17 protein-coding genes are annotated in these 21,875 nt (G+C 48.4%); 9 read left to right on the top strand and 8 right to left on the bottom strand.

Going from position 1 to position 21,875, the window contains the following annotated elements; genetic code table 11:
* Window positions 1-150: 150 nt before the first annotated feature.
* Together eda and edd are read right to left on the bottom strand one after the other, a co-directional pair.
* The gene (eda, locus tag AAKU61_RS13390) at window positions 151-801 is read right to left on the bottom strand and encodes a bifunctional 4-hydroxy-2-oxoglutarate aldolase/2-dehydro-3-deoxy-phosphogluconate aldolase (protein ID WP_322117909.1); all 651 of its coding nucleotides are present in this window, start codon (window positions 799-801) and stop codon (window positions 151-153) included.
* 73 nt (window positions 802-874) lie between these two features.
* On the bottom strand, window positions 875-2,743 hold the full coding sequence (gene edd / locus AAKU61_RS13385; RefSeq protein WP_354332962.1) for a phosphogluconate dehydratase: 1,869 nt from the start codon (window positions 2,741-2,743) through the stop codon (window positions 875-877).
* A 390-nt stretch (window positions 2,744-3,133) separates the two neighbouring features.
* Between edd and zwf the strand changes: the two genes are divergently transcribed.
* The 5 genes from zwf to AAKU61_RS13360 all read left to right on the top strand — a co-directional run bounded on the left by zwf (window position 3,134) and on the right by AAKU61_RS13360 (window position 8,439).
* On the top strand, window positions 3,134-4,603 hold the full coding sequence (gene zwf, locus AAKU61_RS13380; RefSeq protein WP_354332960.1) for a glucose-6-phosphate dehydrogenase: 1,470 nt from the start codon (window positions 3,134-3,136) through the stop codon (window positions 4,601-4,603).
* Window positions 4,590-5,291: a 6-phosphogluconolactonase gene (gene pgl, locus AAKU61_RS13375; protein ID WP_354332958.1), complete on the top strand. Its 702-nt coding sequence runs from the start codon at window positions 4,590-4,592 to the stop codon at window positions 5,289-5,291. The genes zwf and pgl overlap by 14 nt, the downstream gene beginning before the upstream one ends.
* Window positions 5,292-5,324: 33 nt before the next feature.
* Window positions 5,325-6,224: an SIS domain-containing protein gene (locus tag AAKU61_RS13370; RefSeq protein WP_322117913.1), complete on the top strand. Its 900-nt coding sequence runs from the start codon at window positions 5,325-5,327 to the stop codon at window positions 6,222-6,224.
* 157 nt (window positions 6,225-6,381) lie between these two features.
* Window positions 6,382-7,224 carry an HDOD domain-containing protein gene (locus AAKU61_RS13365; RefSeq protein WP_322117914.1) on the top strand — a complete coding sequence of 281 codons (843 nt, stop codon included), beginning with the start codon at window positions 6,382-6,384 and terminating at the stop codon, window positions 7,222-7,224.
* 312 nt (window positions 7,225-7,536) lie between these two features.
* Complete coding sequence (locus AAKU61_RS13360) at window positions 7,537-8,439, top strand: DedA family protein/thiosulfate sulfurtransferase GlpE (protein ID WP_354332955.1); 903 nt, start codon at window positions 7,537-7,539, stop codon at window positions 8,437-8,439.
* Between the two features lie 77 nt (window positions 8,440-8,516).
* Here AAKU61_RS13360 and ypfJ read toward each other — a convergent pair whose 3' ends face one another.
* The 6 genes from ypfJ to AAKU61_RS13330 all read right to left on the bottom strand — a co-directional run bounded on the left by ypfJ (window position 8,517) and on the right by AAKU61_RS13330 (window position 13,981).
* The gene (ypfJ, locus tag AAKU61_RS13355; protein ID WP_354332953.1) at window positions 8,517-9,416 is read right to left on the bottom strand and encodes a KPN_02809 family neutral zinc metallopeptidase; all 900 of its coding nucleotides are present in this window, start codon (window positions 9,414-9,416) and stop codon (window positions 8,517-8,519) included.
* Between the two features lie 73 nt (window positions 9,417-9,489).
* Window positions 9,490-9,843 carry a single-stranded DNA-binding protein gene (locus AAKU61_RS13350; protein WP_354332952.1) on the bottom strand — a complete coding sequence of 118 codons (354 nt, stop codon included), beginning with the start codon at window positions 9,841-9,843 and terminating at the stop codon, window positions 9,490-9,492.
* Window positions 9,844-9,924: 81 nt separating this feature from the next.
* Window positions 9,925-10,296 carry a hypothetical protein gene (locus AAKU61_RS13345; protein ID WP_322117918.1) on the bottom strand — a complete coding sequence of 124 codons (372 nt, stop codon included), beginning with the start codon at window positions 10,294-10,296 and terminating at the stop codon, window positions 9,925-9,927.
* 96 nt (window positions 10,297-10,392) lie between these two features.
* Window positions 10,393-11,124, bottom strand: a complete 732-nt coding sequence (locus AAKU61_RS13340; protein ID WP_354332950.1) for a flagellar brake protein — start codon at window positions 11,122-11,124, stop codon at window positions 10,393-10,395.
* Window positions 11,125-11,244: 120 nt separating this feature from the next.
* Complete coding sequence (locus AAKU61_RS13335) at window positions 11,245-12,573, bottom strand: sensor histidine kinase (protein WP_354332949.1); 1,329 nt, start codon at window positions 12,571-12,573, stop codon at window positions 11,245-11,247.
* Window positions 12,563-13,981 carry a sigma-54-dependent transcriptional regulator gene (locus tag AAKU61_RS13330; protein ID WP_354332947.1) on the bottom strand — a complete coding sequence of 473 codons (1,419 nt, stop codon included), beginning with the start codon at window positions 13,979-13,981 and terminating at the stop codon, window positions 12,563-12,565. Before AAKU61_RS13330 ends, AAKU61_RS13335 begins: the two co-directional genes overlap by 11 nt.
* A 349-nt stretch (window positions 13,982-14,330) precedes the next feature.
* Between AAKU61_RS13330 and AAKU61_RS13325 the strand changes: the two genes are divergently transcribed.
* The 4 genes from AAKU61_RS13325 (at window position 14,331) to AAKU61_RS13310 (ending at window position 21,784) form a co-directional block, all read left to right on the top strand.
* Complete coding sequence (locus tag AAKU61_RS13325) at window positions 14,331-15,617, top strand: efflux RND transporter periplasmic adaptor subunit (protein ID WP_354332945.1); 1,287 nt, start codon at window positions 14,331-14,333, stop codon at window positions 15,615-15,617.
* 360 nt (window positions 15,618-15,977) lie between these two features.
* Entirely contained in the window at window positions 15,978-18,494 is a 2,517-nt protein-coding gene (locus tag AAKU61_RS13320) for an ABC transporter permease (RefSeq protein WP_354332943.1), read from the top strand.
* Between the two features lie 86 nt (window positions 18,495-18,580).
* Complete coding sequence (locus AAKU61_RS13315; RefSeq protein WP_354332942.1) at window positions 18,581-19,261, top strand: ABC transporter ATP-binding protein; 681 nt, start codon at window positions 18,581-18,583, stop codon at window positions 19,259-19,261.
* 114 nt (window positions 19,262-19,375) lie between these two features.
* The gene (locus AAKU61_RS13310) at window positions 19,376-21,784 is read left to right on the top strand and encodes an ABC transporter permease (RefSeq protein WP_354332941.1); all 2,409 of its coding nucleotides are present in this window, start codon (window positions 19,376-19,378) and stop codon (window positions 21,782-21,784) included.
* Window positions 21,785-21,875 lie beyond the last annotated feature (91 nt).

Below are 21,875 nucleotides of genomic sequence, written 5' to 3'. Positions count from 1 at the left end.
TTGATTAAAACTCTAATTGTCCAATAAATCATTGGACAATTAGAGTAAAAAGTACAATACCTAGATGAGTATATGTTTTTTTTAGAGGGTGTTTTATGGGTTGCTTCTTGTCAGCTTAGTGCGTTTTCTACATAGAAATTGTGTGGAAAATCAAGCCAACTGAGGACGCCCTGCAATCATCGCTTGCGTCGCCAGTGTGCCGATTGCTTCCCAATCGCCAGCATTGATCAGGGAGGCAGGGCACATCCAGGAGCCGCCGACGCACAAGATATTATTTTGACGCAATAAGCCCGGCGTTGCTTCCACCGTTACGCCGCCAGTCAGGCAAAAACGTACGTCGGGGAAAGGGCCGCCCAAGGCTTTTGCCATCTTGATGCCACCGACGATATCAGACGGGAATAGTTTGACGACATCAAAGCCATGTTCCAGCGCCAACATCAAATCGCTCGCACCGCCAACACCAGGGAAGTAAGGCAAGCCAGATTCTGCCGCTGCTCTGGCCAGGCTCGGTGTGATACCTGGGCTGATGCCGAATGCGGCTCCAGCATATTTCACTGCATCTAGCTGCGCTGACGTCAGCACCGTACCTGCGCCAACAACGACATTCGGGCAAGCTTTGATCACTTCGCGCAAGACAGTCATCGCGTTTGGTGTGCGCAAGGTAATCTCAACCGCAGGTAAGCCGTTTTCTGCGAGCGTCGTCACGCAACGAATCGCCTGATCCACATCGTCTGTCACCAGAATCGGCAAAACACGAAGTTGTTCTAATTGCGCAATGATGCTTTGTTTTGTGTGGATCATGATGGTCTCAATTCTTTAGTGATGGTTCTTTTTTAACAGTTAAATAGCGGCACATCCTATTTGCTTGACGGCCTCAATCGATAAACAAGGTCGATGCACCATGCTCTGGCGCGGTCACTACCCGTCGTTGTGCGGCAAATAATTCTCGACCGTAATCAAATGTCGCCTCGGTGGATGGCGTGCGGACTGCGCGTTGCTCCCACTCAGCCGCATCGACTAAGGCAAGCAGTTCGCCTGTATGCACATTTAATTCCATCATATCGCCGTCGCGTACTTTGCCTAGCGGTCCGCCTTGCGCTACTTCCGGGCTGACATGCAATGCAGCAGGCACTTTGCCGCTGGCACCGGACATGCGGCCATCGGTGACTAGGGCGACTTTATAGCCAGCCGACATCAGACTACCTAACACTGGCGTAAAGTGATGCAGCTCTGGCATACCGTTGGCTTGCGGCCCCTGAAATATCACGACAGCGACAAAATCTTTGTTCAGTTCACCTGCTTTGTAAGCGCCGACCAGTGCGTCTTGCGACTCAAACACAATCGCTGGCGCACGTACGATCCAGGCGTCTTCTGGTACCGCAGAGGCTTTCACAATCGCCCGACCGACATTACCCTGTAACAAGCGCAAACCGCCAGTCGCTGCGAACGGATCACTCACATTGCGCACGACGTCGTGGTTGGTCGAGATAGCGGGGAGGGTTTGCCATTGGACTTTATTGCCCTCTGGATGCTCTACCAGTGCCGGGCGGCTGGTGTGTCCTAACAAACCTTGATTACCGTAGACAGTTTTGACATCGGCATGCATCAAACCTGCCGACAATAATTCACGGATCACAAACGTAGGGCCGCCCGCATCTTCAAATGCATTCACGTCAGCAGTACCGTTGGGATAGACGCGTGTCAGCAAGGGGATAACCGAAGACAATTCATCAAAATCTTGCCAGTCGATCAGGATGCCTGCCGCGCGTGCGACTGCAACCCAGTGAATTGTATGGTTGGTCGAGCCGCCAGTGGCCAGCAAGGCGATGACTGCATTGACGATGACTTTTTCATCGACCAGCTTGCCAATCGGCGTGAACTGATCGCCATGTTCAGTTAGCTGCAAAACCCGCTCAACCGCCGCATCTGTCAGCACATGGCGCAAAGGATCGCCCGGATGGATGAAAGCCGCGCCGGGCAAATGCAAGCCCATGGCTTCCAGCAACATCTGATTGCTGTTGGCTGTGCCGTAAAAAGTGCAGGTACCAGCGCTGTGATAAGCCGCACTTTCTGCTGCCAGTAATTCTTCCTTGGTCGCTTTGCCTTGGGCATAGCGCTCACGTACTGCGGCTTTTTCTTTATTTGATAAGCCAGAACCCATAGGGCCGGCGGGAATAAAAATCGTCGGCAAATGACCAAATGCAAGAGCGCCGATCAACAGACCGGGCACAATTTTGTCGCAAATGCCAAGGCACAAAGTCGCATCAAACGCATCATGCGACAACGCTACCGCAGTCGCCTGCGCAATCACATCGCGTGAGAACAAAGACAGTTCCATTCCAGGGCGACCTTGGGTGACGCCATCGCACATGGCTGGCACGGCGCCCGCGACTTGGGCAGTACCGCCAAAGCGCAATGCAGCCTGACGGATTTGTTGCGGATAAGATTCATACGGTTGATGCGCCGACAGCATATCGTTGTAGGCGGTGATGATGCCGATATTCGGTTTTTGTGCTTGATTCAACCAGATTTTGGTGCCGCTATCCATCGCTGCGTTGGCATGTGCCTGATTGGCGCAAGACAAGCTGGCACGACGTGGACCGCGTCCCCGCATTTTTTCCAAGCGTGCCAGATAGGCAGTGCGCAAGGTTTTGCTACGCTCAGTAATACGTTCTGTCACGCGGGCAACAGTTGGGTTGATTGGGTTGATGTTGGCGGGTGTATTTGATGCAGATGTACTCATGAGGAGGCTCGCTTCAGACTTTTTTGGATAATTTTTTTGGATGGAATGAAGATAGCATAAATCTAGTAAAACTGTAACAAACTTTCATTTATGAGTATTTAACTCGATTAAAACAGTAAAAATGACAAATTTATCGTAATGAAACTACATTTTGGATTGAAATCAGGCATAATCAATAAAATAAAATCACATAATCAAACATGAAATCAGTGTAGTAAAAATATCGGTATAACCTAGTTTATTTTCGTTTCATCAGGACTTACGCAAAATTGTCCCAGCAAGGCGTAGCGACGACGACAGTACTTTAGTACGGCTAGGAGCTGCAACGCAGCTGGGGCGGTTTTGCGTAAATCCTATTCATCTCAAATTTAGAATAACTCTGGAGTCAGCATGACCACATTCGTATTATTTGGCGGCACTGGCGATCTCGCCAAACGCAAGATCATTCCCGCGCTGTATAGCGCATTTGTGAACGGTCGTTTAGATGCTGACTTTAAATTTATCGGTGCTGCACGCGAGGTGCTGACGGACGAAGAATTCCGGGTTCGTGTTGCGGCGAGTATTGAGTCACACGGCACTAAGGCGATTGATAAAGATGCAGGCCATAGTGAAAAGACTGCTGCCTTTTTGGCGCTGACGTATTACTCCAAAATTGATGCCCGCGAAGCTGGCGATTTTGACGCCTTAAAAAGTCAACTTAATACCAGCGACACTAATCCGACTTTGTTTTATCTGGCGACTGCCCCCGATATTTTTGTACCAGTAGTAGAGCAATTGTCCAAGCATGGTCTGGTGGAAGGCAATGCCCGGGTTGTATTAGAAAAGCCTCTGGGACGTGATGCGCAATCGGCAAAAGAAATCAACGCATCTTTGCGCACCCATCTGCGCGAAAATCAGATTTATCGTATCGATCACTATCTCGGTAAAGAGATGGTGCAAAACTTGTTGGCGCTGCGTTTTGCCAATGCATTTTTAGAGCCACTCTGGAACCGTAAGTCGATTCAAGATGTGCAGATCTCTATTTCTGAACAGGTCGGCGTCGAGTCCCGTGGTGATTTTTATGATCACACAGGCGCTTTGCGTGACATGGTGCAAAACCATTTATTGCAACTGGTATCGATCGTCGCCATGGAACCGCCAGTCAATGATAATCCCGATGCTATCCGTGATGAAAAGGTAAAAGTCCTGCGCGCATTGCGTAAATTTTCACCGGAAGACATCACTAAAAAGACCGTGCGCGGCCAATACCGAGCTGGCGCGGTAGACGGCAAGCCTGTGATTTCGTATCAGTCGGAACCCGGCGTGCCGCCTGCATCGCGTACCGAAACCTTTGTGGCGATTAAAGCAGAAATTGATAACTGGCGTTGGGCTGGCGTACCGTTTTATTTGCGCACGGGCAAACGTATGGCCAGCCGTAGTGCGGAGATTACGATTAATTTCAAACCGATTCCGTATTCTATTTTTGGCAGCTCGCAAAGTAATTTGCGCTCTAATCGCCTGGTCATTTCTTTGCAGCCGGAAGAAAGCGTACAACTGTTTTTAAAAGCCAAGGAGCCGGGTGAGGGAATTCGTTTGTCTGACGTCGCTTTAAATCTGGATTTTGCTGAAGCCTCTAGTTTGCGTCGGGTGGAATCCTATGAACGTCTGTTGCTGGATGCGATGCATGGCGACCTGACTTTGTTTGTACGTGATGATGAACTGGGTGCCGCATGGGCATGGATTGATCCTATCATGACCGCCTGGCAGAACGACAGCGAGGGTTTGAAATCGTACATTGCCGGTAGTTGGGGGCCATCAGCGTCCAGCTATTTGCTGGCGCAAAACGGTGCAGCATGGGGCGAAGAATATGTTGAAAACTAATAGCATGGTGCTGCATAGTTTTAATGATTTTGCCGAGCTTACTGACGCTTTAGTCGCGCAATGGATAGGTATTATCGATAGTGCAGCAGTTGAGCGACTCCCGGCTTATTTTGCTCTTGCTGGAGGCTCAACACCTGCACCGATATATCGCCAGCTTGATCAATTATTGTCGCAGCGCGATGTGAATAATGTGAACCTAGTTGCGACCGATGAGCGTTGGGTTGAGGACGCCGACGCACAAAGTAATGAAGGTCTGTTCAAAAAAAATATGGCCTCATCGTATCGTCGTCAGTGGAATTTAATTTCATTAAAAAACGATGCAAGTACGCCGGAAGTAGCGACCGAGGCCATCAGTCACCGGTTAGCGCAACAAATCCCACAGCCATTTAATGCCGTGTTGTTGGGAATGGGGGCGGATGGTCATGTCGCTTCATTATTTCCGCAAGCGCCGACCCGGCATGATGATCTGGCTTGTCTGGCCGCCTTACATCCGCAGACGCATCAAAGCCGCATGTCTTTATCGCTGCCACGTTTACTTGATACTGACAGAATCTGGTTAGTCATTACCGGCGCAGAAAAACGTCAGGTTTTAGAGGGAGCATTAGACACTCCTGCGGGTAGCGCTTTACCGATTTCTGTATTGCTGCAAGAAGCTAGCTGTGATGTCGATGTATTTTGGTGTCCTTGATTACCACTAATAGTTCTCTAATTAAAGAGCAACATGCCTAATTCTGCCACCGTACTACAAGACCCAAAACCAATTCCTTCTGAAAAAGGTTTATTGGCACGCATCCGCACGGCCAGCACGGCGCTGAGTCGTGCTGAGCGGCAGGTAGCAGAATTTTTGCTGCTCAAACCGCACGATGCATTGGAAATGTCGATACGAGTTTTAGCGCAGGCTTGCGATGTCAGTGAGCCTACGGTTGCACGTTTTTCGCAATCCTTGGGCTTTGACGGATTTAAAAGCTTTAAGCTGGCATTTGCCAAAAGTCTGGCAACTGGCATTCCGTATTTACATCTGGACGTGAATCAGGCTGATCATGTGCGTGATGTGTTGCCCAAGGTATTTGATCGCACCATCGCCGCCTTGATGGAGGCGCGTAATTCTGCCAATACAGCGACCTTTGAGGCGGCAGTCAATCTGCTGTCACGCGCCCGCCGCATTGAGTGTTATGGATTGGGGTATTCCGGTGCCTTGGCGATTGACGCTCAGCTCAAGTTTTTCCGTTTCGGGATTCCTACGACAGTCTTTTGTGATGCGCATTTACAGGCACAATCGGCATCTTTATTAAATAGTGATTGCGTGGTTGTCGCCTTCTCTCGCACAGGCCGTACCCGCGACATGATACGTAGTGTAGAACTGGCAAAAGGTGCTGGCGCCAAGGTGCTGGTGCTATGCGCCAGTGGTGGTCCATTGGCAGAATTGGCAGATGTCCATTTGAGCGTGGATGTAGAGGAAGATCCGGATATTTACACGCCCATGACCTCGCGTCTGGCACATCTGACGTATATCGATGCATTGGCAGTTGCCGTCACTTTACAGCGCGGTCCTGCTGCGATTGATATGTTAGAAAGAGCCAAAGCCAGCATTAGTGAAAAACGGTTGGACAGTAAAATTTAAGGGCGATTTTTTCTGTGGTGAAGGGTTTGGGTTTTTGCGTAAATCCACCGTATAAAATTTACAACAAGTTAATTTAAATCTGCGAAGCTATTCGCTATCCTTTGGCGATTCCCCTGTTTTGGGTAATACTGGGAAAAAACCAGTCTAGGAATTGTCTATGTCAGCCATTGCGATTGAGCAGATTATTCAAGAAGTCAAAGACTTACCCACCTTGCCTGGCGTGGTGATGGAACTTCTCAATACCATTGATCAGGATGACGTGAATATCAATGAGTTAGCTCAAAAAGTCAGCCGTGACATCGCGCTTACTGCCAAGACCTTGCGTTACGCTAATTCGGTGTATTACGCCACCATGGTGAAGGTAGCGACAATTCCACAGGCGATCACACTGCTGGGATTAGACACCTTCAAGCAAATGGTGATGATCGCTGCCTTATCTGGCTGCTTTCCGGAAAACAAGTGCAAGGGATTTAGTCATAAACGATTTTGGTACCACTCCAACGCGGTCGCTATCGCGGCAAAGATTTTAGCCCGGCGACTCAACTTTAATCTCGACCTTGCCTTCACCGCGGGTTTGTTGCACGACATCGGTTCGCTAGTCTTAGTGACACATTATTTGTCTGAATACGAAGCAACGATCGCATTCCGCTTAGAACATCAAGTCACGCAATTCGAGGCAGAGCGCCAGGTCTTAGGCATCGATCATGCGGTAGTGGGCGAGGCACTGGCAAACCAGTGGCAGTTTTCTGAACTGATGGCCAAGGCCATTGGCGGTCATCACCAGCCGGACAAACCAGGCCTCGGCTTTTTGGCAACCATCGTACATGTCGCTGATGGTATTGCGCATGCACTCAACATCAGCACAACACCCGATCACACGCCACCAGAGATTAGCGGCCAGGCATGGGAGAGTCTGGGACTAGATCAAGCATCGCTAGAAGAAGTCCTGGCCGAGGCGCAACTCCAGTTCGATAAACTGAATGCTGAAATGGATGTCTGATTGTTTAGGGTGTATGTGATACTGGCAGTAAGTATATTTAATCGTCCATGGAATCATTGGTCTGTAAGCTGATTTTAATAAAATTAAGAGGGAGTATATGGATTACTCCTCGCTGAAAAGAGATTTTGAGTCTTCGCTAACGCGCTCCACTCAGTCACCGCAATATCTCAAAAGCTAGCCCGGCATACAATACGTATTTGTCTCCATCCTGCAATTTGTTCTCCACTATTTAGCTTCATTTTGATTTAATTCTGCAACTGGGTTCCCCACATCATGATGCAATCCCTGATCCACCTGGCACAACAATAAGGCTTGATTATTGTTTTCGGCAATGTCTTGCTGATGCAATTAGGCCTGCCTTTGCCGACAGTTCCTACCTTAATTATTTCTGGCACATTGGCTGCCGATGGTCAGGTATCGCTGGCAGCCTTACTTGCAGTCACGCTGCTGGCCAGTTTGATTGGCGATACCGTCTGGTATCTGATCGGTCAGCGCCACGGTGTGCGGGTGATGCGCCTGTTATGTCGCTTATCTTTATCCCCAGACTCCTGCGTCAGACAGACCGAAACCCGGTTTGAGCGCTGGGGCCTGAGTACGTTGCTGATCGCCAAATTTGTACCGGGTTTATCGCTGATCGTCGCGCCAATGGCAGGCGCTTTGCGTTTGCCATTGCTAGCTTTTTTATGTTTTGATGCAGTCGGTATTTTATTGTGGGGCGGGATTGCCATCGGTGCTGGCTGGTTGTTTCACCCCGATATTGAGATGATCAGCCGGCATCTGCTGGAGATGGGCAATGGCGCTTTGGCGCTATTGGGCATTGCGCTCATTTTGTACGTCAGTTACAAATGGTGGCAACGCTGGCGTTTTCAAAAAATCCTGAACATCACTAGGATCAGCGTCAATGAATTAGTCGATCTGATGGCAGCGGGGAAAACACCTGTGATCGTCGATATCCGCTCTTCATCCGTACGCAATCTGGATACCCGTCACATCCCCGGTGCCAGAATGATCGCTTTAAACGAATGGCAAACCTTAATACCTCATGTGCAGCAAGACAGCGATATCGTCGTCTACTGCAATTGCCCTAACGAAGCCTCCGCCGCGCAAATGGTGAAATTGCTGATGGGACGCGGCTACACCAGAGCAAGGCCGTTGCTAGGTGGATTAGACGCGTGGGAGAAAGCGGGGCAGGCTATACATACTCTGGATGCTTGAAAACGTCATCGTATCTCCACCGCGCTTCCTAATCCCTATAAAAAATGCTCTGATTGGATCAAAGCTGCTCGATCACATCAAAGTTGCTTTGCCTGGAAAGTATTGCACTGATCGACTTTGCCGCTCTCCAATCCGCGACTAAACCAGCGCACCCTTTGTTCTGATGTGCCATGCGTGAACGAGTCTGGCACGACCTGACCTTGAGCCTGACGTTGCAATGCATCGTCACCAATCGCGGTTGCTGCACTCAAAGCGGTTTGTACATCACCGCTTTCTAATATGCTGCGTGACTGGTTGGCGTGGAACGCCCAAACACCTGCAAAGCAGTCCGCCTGTAATTCCATCCTGACCGACAAAGCATTGCCCATCACTTGTGATGCGCGTGATCTCGCCTCATGTACTTTGTCGGAAATACCCATCAGATTCTGTACATGATGTCCGACCTCATGTGCGATCACATAGGCTTGCGCAAACTCACCGCTGACATGAAAACGATCACGCATTAGGCGATAAAAGCTCAAATCGATATAGACTTTTTGATCCACCGGACAATAAAAAGGCCCGGTCGCGGTCTCGCCTTTACCGCAAGCAGTAGAGGTACTATTATTAAAAATGACTAAAACTGGTTTGACATATTGCTTACCGCTGGCGCGGAACATTTCAGTCCACACGTCTTCCGTATCACCCAGTACGGTTTTTACAAAGTTAGTTTCTCTGTCATTAGCAGGCGGGCGATGTGCTTGCGGCTGTTGGCTTTGCTGAGACGATGTGACCGGCGCTGATCCGCCGCTTAACAGGCTTAACACCGTCATTGGATTAATACCAAAAAAATACGAGGCCACCAAAGCGATCACGATCGAACCGATACCAATATGACGTCCGCCAAAGCCACCTCCGCCGCCACTATTGCTGCCATCATCACTATCACCACGACGATCTTCTACATTATCGCTCTCGCGATTGCCTTCCCATTTCATATTATTCCTCCAGCTTGATCATTTTTGAGTGATTTCATCAGGCTTACTTTTTTATACGTAATTCGTTTTAAGCTCAGTGGTTGTCGTCGCGCTCTTCATCATCCATCAGCATCGCATCCCGCTTTTGTCTAACGTGATATGCCGTCAATACAGCATGCGCTACCAAATCTACGGCTGGCCTGGTATTGCCTTGTTTATCTTCCCAGACTTTGGGTGTTAAGGCGCCCGACAACGCGACGGCATCGCCATCACCCAGCGCTAATAACTGATCTTGCAGATCGTCGTTAAAAGCGATGACGTTACAGAAAATAAAGTCACCATCCGGTGTTGGAAGTCGTAGTTTGCAAGTGACATAACTACTGCCGCCTTGTCCTTTACCCTCTTGTGCTTGGCCATACAATCTGCCGGAAATTAATGCATCTATCACTTGAGCCCTGTTATGTGAAGGTTGAAACTAAGTATTGAAAAAATACTGAAGAAACAAATACTGAAATCCAGAGGTGAATTTTTATTTCAGTAGTTGAAAAAAATGTTCAGATTTACGGACTATTTTTTTTGATTCCATGCCGAACAGATCATGCGTTTCTTGCAGTACGAATTCATTGACTTCTTTGAGGTGGAAAATCAGACCACGGAAGTTGGTTCCCAAATAATCAAACGGTGCCAATTTGGTTTTTACCGGCACATCAGTTGCCAGTAAGGTACGCAGCTTACGTTCCAGATCATACAAACTTTTCTCATCAAAACTGACAATCGATCCCTTGGGAGTAGGGAAGCTGGTTGAGAATGAAGAGTTTTGTCCCATCGGGTTTTTCAGGGTAATTTTGATGCCTAGTCGCAAAAACTTCGCTATCGCAAAAAAATCATTATCGTCGTACATAGGTTCTCCAGGTGTTTTCTGTTTTTATACTGCCTGCCAATATAGGCTGACTTGTGATTGATCAATCTGCAAACTAAACATGAAAAAGACCAGCGATCAAAGCATCAGTAGCTTACGTCTTTCATATTCGGTCTTGATGATAAAGCGTTGAATCGCGACTTCCATCACATGCGGTAATTTTAAAAATTTGACGCCTATGCGATAACGGCCATTGCCATCACGACTAATCAAGGTGAAATGCCGAATTTGTCCGGGACAGATCAGGACATTTTTATCGGATAACTGGATTTCTAACTGCGCGATTTTATCGTCTGATCGCAACGGCGTTTCGCCATACACGGTGGCGGCAAAACCACCTACGCTCAAATCATGTAGTGCCAGATCATATAGTTGGCTATCTTCTTCCATGAGTAATTTCACTCTTAGAGGATTGACCACCGGCAGAGCATTACGATAACTCTCGCGCCTTTGCAGACGGACGATACGTTCTGGTAAAGGGACCCAAAAGGCGTCTTTGTCACCCCATAAAAACCGATTCGGCTCTATCCCGGAAAATTGCACTCGTATCCCATCTGGCAGTGCTAAAAACGTGCAACTAGCTGCTTTTTCTAACAGTTTGTTCGCTCTTTCATCGCCACCCAGATCAAAAATCAATGCCTCTGCTCTGGCCTCTAACAGCAAGCTCAATATAAATTCATTACCGCCATTAAAATAAACGGTCACAGGTTCCCGGCGATGGATCAGATCATTCAGTATGTTCAGGATCTCCATTCGCCCAAGCAAAAAAAAGCGATCCTCAATTTCGTCATTACTTAAGGACGCTGACATGGGTTTGTCTCCATCAAACGTTGGTGAGTATGACCATACCCTTTGCTGTTAGGGAGGTCAATACTCTTCAATCCAGATGTTGGATGCAGCTATGTCGATTAGGTACTATGAGGGCGATTATTAAACAGTCAAAATGAAGCGCGCACCGCCTTGTACCACGTGGGCATAGCGGATAGTGCCGCCGTTACCCTGGATCAGTTGCTGCACCATTGCCAGGCCGATTCCGCTACCTTTTTCTTTGGTTGAGAAAAAAGGCGTAAAAATATGAGGAATAAATTCTTCCGGTACACCAGGCCCGTTGTCGGTGACTTCTACCCGCAAACGCCCGCCACGACTCAGTTTGGCGCGTATGACCACTTCGGGCGAGGCTTTTTTGGATGTCGCTTCTTCCGCATTTTTGATGAGGTTAATCAAGGCTTGTTCAAATTGGGCAGGGTCTATCATTAATTCTAGCGATGCCGGTTCTGTTATAAATTCGGCACGTCCGCCACGTTGTGCCCACGCTGGAGAGATTAAGGTGGATAAGCGCTTAAAAAGTGTTGCCAGATGGATACGTTCTGGATGTGCCGCAGGGACGTTCGACAAGCTCCGGTAGCTACCGACAAACTCCGCTAAACCATGCGCGCGGCGACTGATAGCGTCTAAAGCCATGGTCAAGTCCTTGATGCTGTCGGTGGGTAAGCTTGGTTTTAGGTCCTCTAACAAATCATGCGCGGTGCGGGATAAAGATGCCACTGGTGTCAGAGAATTCATAATTTCATGGGTCAGCACATGCACTAATTTTTGCCATGCCTGTTGCGCCTCGGATTGCAGTTCGCTTTCTACCGGCATTAAGGCAATCATCAATCGCGTGTTGCCATGCGTGGTCAAACTGCTGGTTGCAAGTAATGCGCGCTCCAGTCCTTGCTCGGTTTCAAACAAAATCATGCTGCGCTTGCCCACCACTTGCGTTCTCAGCAGATCAAATAATTGCTCAGGCTGGACGGCACGACCTGGGGCGATCAGCCGACGTGCGTTGCCATTCATTGCTTGCACGGGATAAGGCGTGGAGGTGGTGTCAATCGAAAACAGGGCAATCGGTGCGTGTTCTAGACTATTTTCTAGTGTGCTTAGATTTTCTTGCAGCGTTGATGAGGTATGCGGTAATGCGGGTGCCACATCGGCTAGGACATGGATTTGGCGTGGTAATAAACCTGCCAGACCAAAACCAAATAGCCAACTACCGATCAGCGCTAGTAATCCAGACAATGCCAATAATCGTGCTGTCTGTGCAAGCTGTGTTGCAGTCAAAATATAAGCCGTAGCGCCCGCGGCAAGCATCAAAATCAATACGCCAGAAATGCAGAACAGTTTGCGATATCGATAGCGCGGGTCCGGCGTTGCTGATGCCGGTGACACTGGTGATGTTGGCGATGTTTGCAATATTTCAGTGGGCATTTCAGATGTCATGCTTTTCTAATTTCCGGTACAAAGCAGCGCGACTTAAGCCCAGCAATTTAGCCGCCTGACTAATATTGCCACTAGCTTGCGTCATGGCGCTGGCAATTGTGTCGCGTTCTAGTTTGGTCAGCTTAAATGTATGAACGGTATTCTGAGCAATGTTATCTGGCGCAATCCCCGCTACTTCCGCCATCGCTACCAAAGTCGCGTTTGCAAAGCTTAAGCCAAAATCCTGAAGCTGATAATCTGCCTGCGTTCCTAAGATCACGGCTCTCTCACATGAGTGCCTTAAAGAGCGAACATTGCCCGGCCAATCGTACTCGCACAGCGCGTTCAAAGCGGTATCGCTGAGCTGACGTACAGGGCGCTGATATTGATTTTGATATAGCACCATATAATGGCTGAGCAAATCAGGGATATCTTCCCGCCGCTCGCGTAAAGGTGCTACGCGCAGGACGATGGTATTTAAGCGGAATAAAAGGTCCGAGCGAAAAATAGAGGGATCAAATAATTTGATCTCGCTTAAATTAGTCGCGCTGACGATACGCACATCAATTTTTTCTGCCTTGTCCATACCGACCGGTGTGACTTCACGCCGTTCTAGCGCGGTCAGTAATTTCGCTTGTGCACCCAAAGGTAGATTGCCAATTTCATCTAAAAATAAGACGCCACCGCGCGCCGCCTGAAAGCGTCCTGCACGGTCGCTACGCGCATCGGTAAAAGCACCTTTGCGATGACCAAACATATCGCTCTCAAATGTGGTCTCGGGTATCGCTCCCATATCGACCGCTAAAAAATGAGCTGCGTTACGTGGTGACGCTAAATGGATGGCGCGTGCTACCAGCTCTTTACCCACGCCGTTTTCACCCAGCACCATGACATTGGCCTCGGTCGGAGCGACGTTGGCGATCATGGATTTGAGTTCACGCATGCTGGCAGAATTACCCATCAGGTTTGCAAATGCGATGGACGTATCATTATTGCTGACCACATCAGATGTACCTGATATGTCAGATACGTGAGTAGTAGATTTTCTGGCGAGAGCCGTTTCTACCGCGGCCAGTAGTCTGGCATTGTCCCAAGGCTTGGTGATGAAATCGCAAGCACCGCGTTTTAATGCCTCCACCGCCAAAGGTACGTCGGCATACGCCGTTACGGCGATGACCGCAGGAGCGGGATGTTGTGCCCGCAATAAATCCAGCATCGCCAAACCCTCGCCGCCATCAGTGCGGCCAGCGGTGAAGTTGAAGTCGAGCAAAACGACATCCGGGTGTTCATGCACTAACAAAGTTTTTACTTGTGCAGGCTCGGTCACGACCTTGACTTGCGGATATTTGCGACGCAGCAAAAGTTGCGCTGCACAAGCTACATCGGGGTCGTCATCAATGATCAGCAGATGAGGTGCGCTATTAGACATGATTGTGCATAGTTGAAGATAAAGCTGGCTGAGATTTCTGTAGGTGCTGGTAGGATTTTAATTTACACGTGTCAATGCACAGTCTAGCTTTGATAAAGGACACTAGCAATGATTCACCAACGCTAACGAGCGTAAAAACAGGAAGTATCCGTGAAGTGTTCAATATCGGACAGTTTTTAAAATCTGTCTGAATCAGATTGTCCAATACCGATCAATGCCGATCAATAATCCCCAATTTTTAGTCCTTTTCAATCCAAATCAGCATGGCACAGAGATTGCGATAGTAGACATGAGTTTCAGAATGAGTAAAACATTCTCAAACAAAACCTCCTACCATTTTGATTGAACCATGAAATTATCTACGCCTCATCTTGCTGTGACCGGTGCCGCGATGGATGTCATCGTGCCGCAGAATCATAATAAGAAAATTCTGATTAGCGTGGTGTCAATATGTTTAATCGGATTGGCGATTGCTGGTTTATGGAATCTGATGCCGCGTGGTTTGCAGGTATCTGCTGCCGATGTACGTATCGCCAACGTCGAGAGCGGGATTTTTTTGGATGACATTATCGTCCGCTCTAAAGCCGAGGCGCTGCATTCTGTGATACTGGATTCCATTGAATCCGGCAGGGTAGAAGAAGTGTTTGCGCATGATGGCGCGTTGGTGAAAAAAGGCGATATTCTTTTTAGGATTTCTAACCCTCAACGCAATTTAGAACTATTGCAACGTCAGTCAGAACATACTCAGCAGATTTCTAATCTGGCCAATTTGAGAGTGAATTTTGAGGCCGCAAATTCTGATCATCAGCGCCGCTTATCTGACCTTGAATTTAATCTAATGCAAGCGAAAAAAAAGCATGCCCGGAACGTCAAATTGGCTCAGCAAGGCTTTATTTCTTCGGTCGCGCTGGATGAATCCGCCGATACCTTGGAGCAGCAGCAACGTGCTTTTAATGAAGAGAAAAATCATAGCGCGAATGAGACCGAAGTCAAGCGTGACGCTGTTGCCCAGATGGAGCATGCAATTAAGACGATAGAAACGGGCTTGACGCTGGTCAACGCCACGGTCGATGCGCTGGTGGTACGTGCCCCAGTTGCTGGTCGCCTGACAGATTTCCGTTTGCAGATCGGTGAGACCGTAAAAACAGATCAGCATATTGGGCGTATCGACGATCCCGACCAATTTAAGCTCACAGCACAAGTCGATGAGTATTATCTGAACCGTATTGCGATAGGGCGACAAGGCGTGTTTAAGCAAGATGCCAAAGAGTATCGTGTCGAAGTTAGTCAGGTCTATCCACAAATCAAAGATGGCCGCTTTTCGATTGAATTAGTGTTTAAAAATGCACAACCCGCCAGCCTCAACCCCGGTCAAAGCTTGGATGCGCAAATTACCCTAGGTGAACCGAAAGACGCTTTGTTATTACCCAATGCGCCATTCATCACCGACAGCGGCGGCGCCTGGGTCTTTGTGGTCGCAGCCAATGGTGTTGATGCCGAGAAGCGCATGATTAAAACTGGGCGTCGCAATAACCGTCAGATAGAAGTCTTATCAGGCCTCAGTGCAGGAGAAAAAATAGTCGTGTCGAGTTACGCTACATTTGGTAATGCGACGCGCTTGCAATTGAAAAAATAGCTTCAAAAAAATAGCATCCTCGGCGCGTCAACTTAGGAAGGCGACAGCATCAATGCGATAGTTTTTTCTTTGCTGTATCAGTATGATAATTTATATACTAATAGGTAGTATATTTAATTGTCCATATAAAGTCTGGACAATAGGCCAATTTTCATAAAAATGATGGGGAGTATATGGTTTTCATCAAAATTTTAAGATGCTTAACCTCATCACAAGCGCCGCACAGAACAGAAGAAATTTATTAGGGATTGTTGAGTATCTTAGATGTAATGAAAAAGCAAGCAGAGACGGTTGATGTAACTAAGTCTTTAATCAGTAAATCGGTAGTAAATCGGCAGTAAAAAAGAAAGAGATAAGACAATGAACTTTAAAGATTTTCGGATGGGGTGGCGCCTGTTGCAACAGCAGCCTGTGTATTCCGCCATTATGATTGTCAGCCTGACGATAGGATTTACTTTTTGCTTTTTGGTGCTGGCATTCACCCGCTACGAATTTGGATTTGATACCAATGTTCCAGAGGTACAGAATGTGTACGTCGTCAAGGCACGTCCTAATTGGGGATTTGGTTTTTGGAGCGAGAATGTCCCTTTGTCGATGAAAGACTCGCTGGAAAAAAGTGATGCTCCTTTATTGGTCACAGCAGTGTTGCCGTATTCCGCCGCAATGCGGGTGAACGACGGCGGCAACGATGTCGTGACCAAAGTAGAGCTGACTCTGGTGGATCCGGCTTTTTCTAAAGTATTTGGTATCAAGCCAATGGAAGGTGATTTGCAAGCGGCACTCAGCCGCCCAGATGCACTGGCACTGTCAGTAGCGACAGCGCAAAAACTCTTTGGCGATCGTCACGTTGTTGGCAAAAATTTACAGATCAGAGGCGCTTCTTACCGTATCGCGGCGGTATTGCCTGATCAGCCGGCCACCAGCTCGATTCAGTTTTCCGCGCTAGCTGGTCTTAACTCTGCCGCATGGCCAGAGGCAGAGCGCCAGCGCGCAAGAGATAACTGGAATTACTATTCCTATGACGATAAAAATTTTCTGAATAACAAAGTCTATTTCCGCTTATTGCCCAATACCTTATTGCCAAGTACGCAGTCGAATGCGACATCAGGTAATAAAACGGATATCAAGTCTGATGGTTTATTGAGTGAGCTTGCCAGCGCAATCAACACCGACATCAGTCGCTCGGCATTGGCCGGACATCTGAATACAAAAGATACGCAAGAGCTTGGCAATAAGCCTTTATTGAAAATCGCATTTGGCGCGTTAGCAGAATCGCATCTGGATAGCGAGGCGCGTAGTAATAGCGGCTCTAAAGGGGACCCTATCGCTACGTTGGCGATGAGTGCCGTCGCGTTTTTAATTCTTTTGCTGACCGCAGGTAATTACGTCAATCTCGCCACCATCCGCACCATAGCGCGTCAGCGCGAGATGGCGATCCGCAAAGTGCTGGGTGTGACAGCAGGGCGGTTGCTGATGCAGATGATGGCAGAATCGATCTTGGTATCTTTGATCGCCGCAATTGCCGGTGCCTTCTTAGCTTGGTTATTACTACCAGTCTGGTCGGAGTTAACTGAGTTAGATATGGTGAACATTTTAACGCGCCAGGACTGGATGGCATTTGCCGCCATTGTCATCGTGATGGGTATATTGGTCGGTATCTGCGCTGCACTATATCCAGGTTGGATTGCACTCAAGATGCGCCCTGCCAATGCTCTGGGTGGGCGTGGGAATAGTGAGACAGCAGGCGGTTTGTGGCTGCGCCGCGTGTTAACCGTGATGCAATTCGCTATCGCCATGTTCGTGACCGGGGTGGTGATGACGATAGGGACGCAAATCCAATATCTGAAGCACATCGACTATGGCTACCAATTAGACTCACTGCTGATCATCAACTTGCCTGCGGAATTGAGCCAGACTGAGGTTCGTAGTTTTCAGGATGCCCTGGCACGTCGGCCAGAGATTAACGGTGTTGCAAATACAACGCCATGGCCTGCTAAGGTGGAATTTAAGACGACCAAAACAGAGACCATTAGTCTAAGCACCTTGAGAGTAGGTCCAGAATATTTCCATACCATTGGTTTGGGGGCAGCAGTAGGGCGCGTGTTTGACCCCAACATCGATGCCGGTGACAACAGCAATGGTTTGGTGATGAATGAGTTAGCCGCAACCCGGCTGGGCTATGCCAATGGCAATGCGGCGCTGGGACAGATTGTTAGTATGGAAGGCAAAGCGATGCAGATTGTCGGCATCAGCAAGAATGTCAGCAGCGGCTTTATGCATGGATCACCACGTCCGATTGTGTATCAGATTGCGACCTCAGAAAAATCGTCGCTAGCGCCGCTCTTGCCGCAATTAACTGTCAATGGACGCAACGATCTGACCGCAGCAAAAACAGCCATTACTGAAGTCTGGCATCAGCATTTCCCAGATATGTATTTAAATCTTAGTCATCTGCGACAAAATTTGGAAGTCAACGCAGGCGGTCCTCAAGCTATTTTTGATTCTTGCGTGATTGTCGCTGCCATCATGATTCCGCTAGCCATTTTCAGTATTTATATTCTCTCTGCCTATGCAGTTCAGCGACGCGCTAAAGAGATCGTTATGCGTAAATTATTTGGTGCTGACAAACTCGATATCGCCAAGCTACTGCTCAAAGAATTTACGATTTTACTCAGCATTGCCGCCATCGTCGGCTTGCCCTTGTCGTATGTTGCGGGTAGGGGTTTTGTCGAGCAATTTGCAGACCAGGCACCGATGGGATTATGGCCAATTGTCCTGGCATTGCTGGGTGCTGTCGTAGTGACTTTGCTGGCGACTACCAGACACACCTTAATCGCCGCAAGAATGTCCCCGGCAGTCGCCTTACGCGCTGCCTGAGTAAATTAGTTGTAGCAGAATTAAAAGTAAGCTGAATTAACAAGTAAATCTATTCCAGCCTTTAACAAAACATATAAGGAAGCATCATGCTAAAACTAGTCAACGTCAGTAAACTCTATGTCGCAGGCGAAGTACAGACCGCCGCACTGAACGGGGTAAATATCGAAATCGATGCCGGTGAATATGTCGCCATCACAGGCCCTTCTGGTTGCGGTAAATCGACTTTACTTAGTCTGTTGGGTTTGCTGGATATTCCCAATTCTGGTGAGTACTGGTTTGAGGGGAAAAACGTCGCAGGCTGGAGTGAGTCGCAATTAAATCAACTACGCCGCGGCAGAGTTGGCTTCATCTTCCAAAGTTTTAACCTGATAGAAGAACTCAGCGTGTATGAAAACGTCGAACTGGCCTTGGAATATTCTGAAGTACCAGTCAAAGAGCGTCGCATTAAAGTCACCGCAATGTTAGAGAAGTTGGGCATAGGGCATAGGGCAAAACACAGGCCATCCCAATTGTCTGGTGGCCAGCAACAACGTGTTGCTATTGCACGTGCCTTAGTCGCTGGCCCCGCTATTTTATTAGCCGATGAACCGACAGGTAATCTCGATACTGCACATGGCGATGAAGTCATGCGCATCTTGCGCACCATTAACGCCGAGGGCACGACTGTCGTGATGGTTACGCACTCGCCATCGCACGCAGCACAAGCATCACGGACATTGCATCTGCTGGACGGGCATGTGGTGGTGGATGCTTTGCGTGCCGCTTGATTGTTTACTTTCTGACGAACTTGCCTGCTGATTTTGCATGGTGAGTTCATCATATGGCGACCTGAAGTCCCTGTCAGTAATAGCTGACGCCCCCATTACATAAGATAGACATTGATGAAATTCAGAGATTTCCGCATAGGCTGGCGCCTGCTGATACAAGAACCTGCGCATTCGCTGGTAGCGATCATAGGATTAGCCATAGGATTTATGGTGTTCTTTCTTGGCCTTAGCTATATTTATTACGCTTTGCATTTTGATCGTCATGTACCCGAGTATCAGCATATTTTTATCGTCAAGAGTTTGCCAAATTGGGAGGATCAGCGCTGGCATGAAAATATTCCGACTTTAGTAAAAGATGGCCTGGAGCGCAGCGGCTTGCCATTGCATGCAGCACGCTTGGTGGTGCTGGATACCGAGATGCGCGGTGACGGCGCGGTACAAAACGTCAAACTCACGACGGCTGATGCCAGTTTGATAGAGGTATTTGGTATCAAGCCGGTTGAAGGCGATCTGTTAGTTGCCCTAAGTCGTCCGAATGCTCTGGCACTCACCGTATCGACTGCACGACGACTTTTTGGCGATGCCCATGCCTTGGGAAAATACGTGCATATCAAAAACGATACTTTCCTCGTATCAGCAATTATCAGCGATACACCGGACAACTCTACAGTTCCGTTTTCTGCTGTCACCGGTATCAATACCTTGGCGTGGAAAGCGGATGAGCGTAAAGCCATATTAGACAGCTGGTCCGATTTGTCAGCTCGTCTTTACATCAAGTTAGGTGCAAATATCTCCGCAGATCAAATTGCGCGGCGTATTGCAGAGGATGCCGACAGGTCGCCTTTACGTGCGCAACTCAAAGCGGAGCAACTTGCACAATTAGGTCACGATCCATTATATGAAGTGAAATTAGGGGCGCTGACAGATTCTTTCCTTGACCCGGTAGTCGGCGGTGGTAACGGATCAAGAAAAGGCAATCGAACGATCACTATTTCAGTTGCCTGCATCGCCTTATTCGTTTTGTTGTTAGCGATTGCAAATTACGTCAATCTGGCTACGGTCAGGATCATAGCGCGGCAGCGCGAGATTGCTATTCGTAAAGTGCTTGGTGCTCCGCATTGGCGTGTCGTCATGCAGGTATTGACAGAGACGATACTGGTCTCCCTTATCGCGGCAGGTGTCGGGATGCTGTTGGCATGGCTAGTCTTGCCAGGATTTTCTGCTTTATCCGGTTTTGCATTGGAGTCACTGCTGACCGCTACCAATTTCTTATTGGCTATATTGGCTGTGCTAGGTTTCAGCATCGTTATAGGATTGCTGGCAGGTTTTTATCCGGCGTTGATGACAGCCAAAATACGTCCCTCCGCAATCCTCGCTGGACGCGGCAGTTCGGTGAGTACTCATGGGATGTGGTTGCGCCGCAGCCTGACAGTATTTCAATTTGCAGTCGGGATGTTTTTTATTAGCATGGCACTGACAATGTCAGGGCAGCTTCAACACATCAGCCGTTTAAATTTTGGATTTGATCCAGACAAATTTCTCTCGATTGAGATGCCCTACGGATTAGAGCAGGCAAACGCTAAAAGCTTCAGTGATGCAGTAACGCGCCTGCCTAGCGTCGTCAAAACAACGGCTTCTACCGTGGCAATCGGCCAGGCTGATTTTTGGAATGTCGATATCACCATGCCCGATGCTCGTGTCATCAAACTCGATAAAACGCTGGTCAGCCCTGACTACTTTAATGTCTATGAGATCGCCCCATTAGCAGGTCGCTTATTCGATGCAAAGATAGATAACGTTGACAATCCCAGTGTGGTCGTGATTGACGCTTTGGCTGTTACGCGCTTGGGCTTTAGCTCGCCTACCGCTGCCGTTGGACAATTCATTAAAGTCAAAGATAAGCCCTTACAAATCATCGGAGTCAATCAACCTGTCAGGACGCAGAGCCTGCTGATGGATGCCGCACCACGCGTGTTTATGCTGTCGCTAGAAACGCCATCGCTGTCCGTCAAATTTGAGGGTGATCCAGCTATTGTTAGCGCCGCTATCACCCATCTTTGGGCGCAACATTTTCCTCAGAATATATTGCAGATTAAGCCCGTAAGGAATTTGCTGGAAAGAGGGCCAAGACAAATTGAACCTATGTTGATCATTGTTTCGATTGTGATGTGTATTGTGATTTCTCTGGCGTTTGTTGGCATGTATATCTTGTCTGCCTATAGCCTGCAACGACGGTCAAAAGAGATCGTTTTGCGCAAGCTATATGGAGCCATGGGACGAGATATCGCTCAGTTACTTAGCTATGAGTTTATTGCGCTGATCGGCGTCTCGGCGCTACTTGGTTTGCCTGTGGCCTACGTCATGGGGGAATCTCTTTTAGATGAGTTTGCTGAACGTGCGGCGATCGGACCATGGGCGGTATTGGCCGCGCTGGTCAGTGCTTCGATCTTAGCAATGATCTCGACCATACGGCATACCAGAGTGGCAATGCATATGTCTCCTGCATCGGCGTTGCGAGGATAAAACTCTTCGTCATGTATTGAAAACGAGTGACTGGCTGGTACACTGGAAGGATAGAACGTTGTTCATTTTCATAAAAAATTCTTTCAGTGTT

The sequence above is a fragment of the Undibacterium sp. GrIS 1.2 genome (assembly GCF_040544435.1).
Classification (GTDB): Bacteria; Pseudomonadota; Gammaproteobacteria; order Burkholderiales; family Burkholderiaceae_D; genus Undibacterium.
The sequence above is the reverse complement of the archived record's forward strand: the minus strand, read 5'-3'. Positions and strand labels throughout refer to the sequence as shown.

Excerpts from the sequence above, each read along its gene's own strand:
- eda (WP_322117909.1), bottom strand. The coding sequence starts at position 801 with ATGATCCACACAAAACAAAGCATCATTGCGCAATTAGAACAACTTCGT.
- edd (WP_354332962.1), bottom strand. The coding sequence starts at position 2,743 with ATGAGTACATCTGCATCAAATACACCCGCCAACATCAACCCAATCAAC.
- zwf (WP_354332960.1), top strand. The coding sequence starts at position 3,134 with ATGACCACATTCGTATTATTTGGCGGCACTGGCGATCTCGCCAAACGC.
- pgl (WP_354332958.1), top strand. The coding sequence starts at position 4,590 with ATGTTGAAAACTAATAGCATGGTGCTGCATAGTTTTAATGATTTTGCC.
- AAKU61_RS13370 (WP_322117913.1), top strand. The coding sequence starts at position 5,325 with ATGCCTAATTCTGCCACCGTACTACAAGACCCAAAACCAATTCCTTCT.
- AAKU61_RS13365 (WP_322117914.1), top strand. The coding sequence starts at position 6,382 with ATGTCAGCCATTGCGATTGAGCAGATTATTCAAGAAGTCAAAGACTTA.
- ypfJ (WP_354332953.1), bottom strand. The coding sequence starts at position 9,416 with ATGAAATGGGAAGGCAATCGCGAGAGCGATAATGTAGAAGATCGTCGT.
- AAKU61_RS13345 (WP_322117918.1), bottom strand. The coding sequence starts at position 10,296 with ATGTACGACGATAATGATTTTTTTGCGATAGCGAAGTTTTTGCGACTA.
- AAKU61_RS13340 (WP_354332950.1), bottom strand. The coding sequence starts at position 11,124 with ATGTCAGCGTCCTTAAGTAATGACGAAATTGAGGATCGCTTTTTTTTG.
- AAKU61_RS13335 (WP_354332949.1), bottom strand. The coding sequence starts at position 12,573 with ATGACATCTGAAATGCCCACTGAAATATTGCAAACATCGCCAACATCA.
- AAKU61_RS13330 (WP_354332947.1), bottom strand. The coding sequence starts at position 13,981 with ATGTCTAATAGCGCACCTCATCTGCTGATCATTGATGACGACCCCGAT.
- AAKU61_RS13325 (WP_354332945.1), top strand. The coding sequence starts at position 14,331 with ATGAAATTATCTACGCCTCATCTTGCTGTGACCGGTGCCGCGATGGAT.
- AAKU61_RS13320 (WP_354332943.1), top strand. The coding sequence starts at position 15,978 with ATGAACTTTAAAGATTTTCGGATGGGGTGGCGCCTGTTGCAACAGCAG.
- AAKU61_RS13315 (WP_354332942.1), top strand. The coding sequence starts at position 18,581 with ATGCTAAAACTAGTCAACGTCAGTAAACTCTATGTCGCAGGCGAAGTA.
- AAKU61_RS13310 (WP_354332941.1), top strand. The coding sequence starts at position 19,376 with ATGAAATTCAGAGATTTCCGCATAGGCTGGCGCCTGCTGATACAAGAA.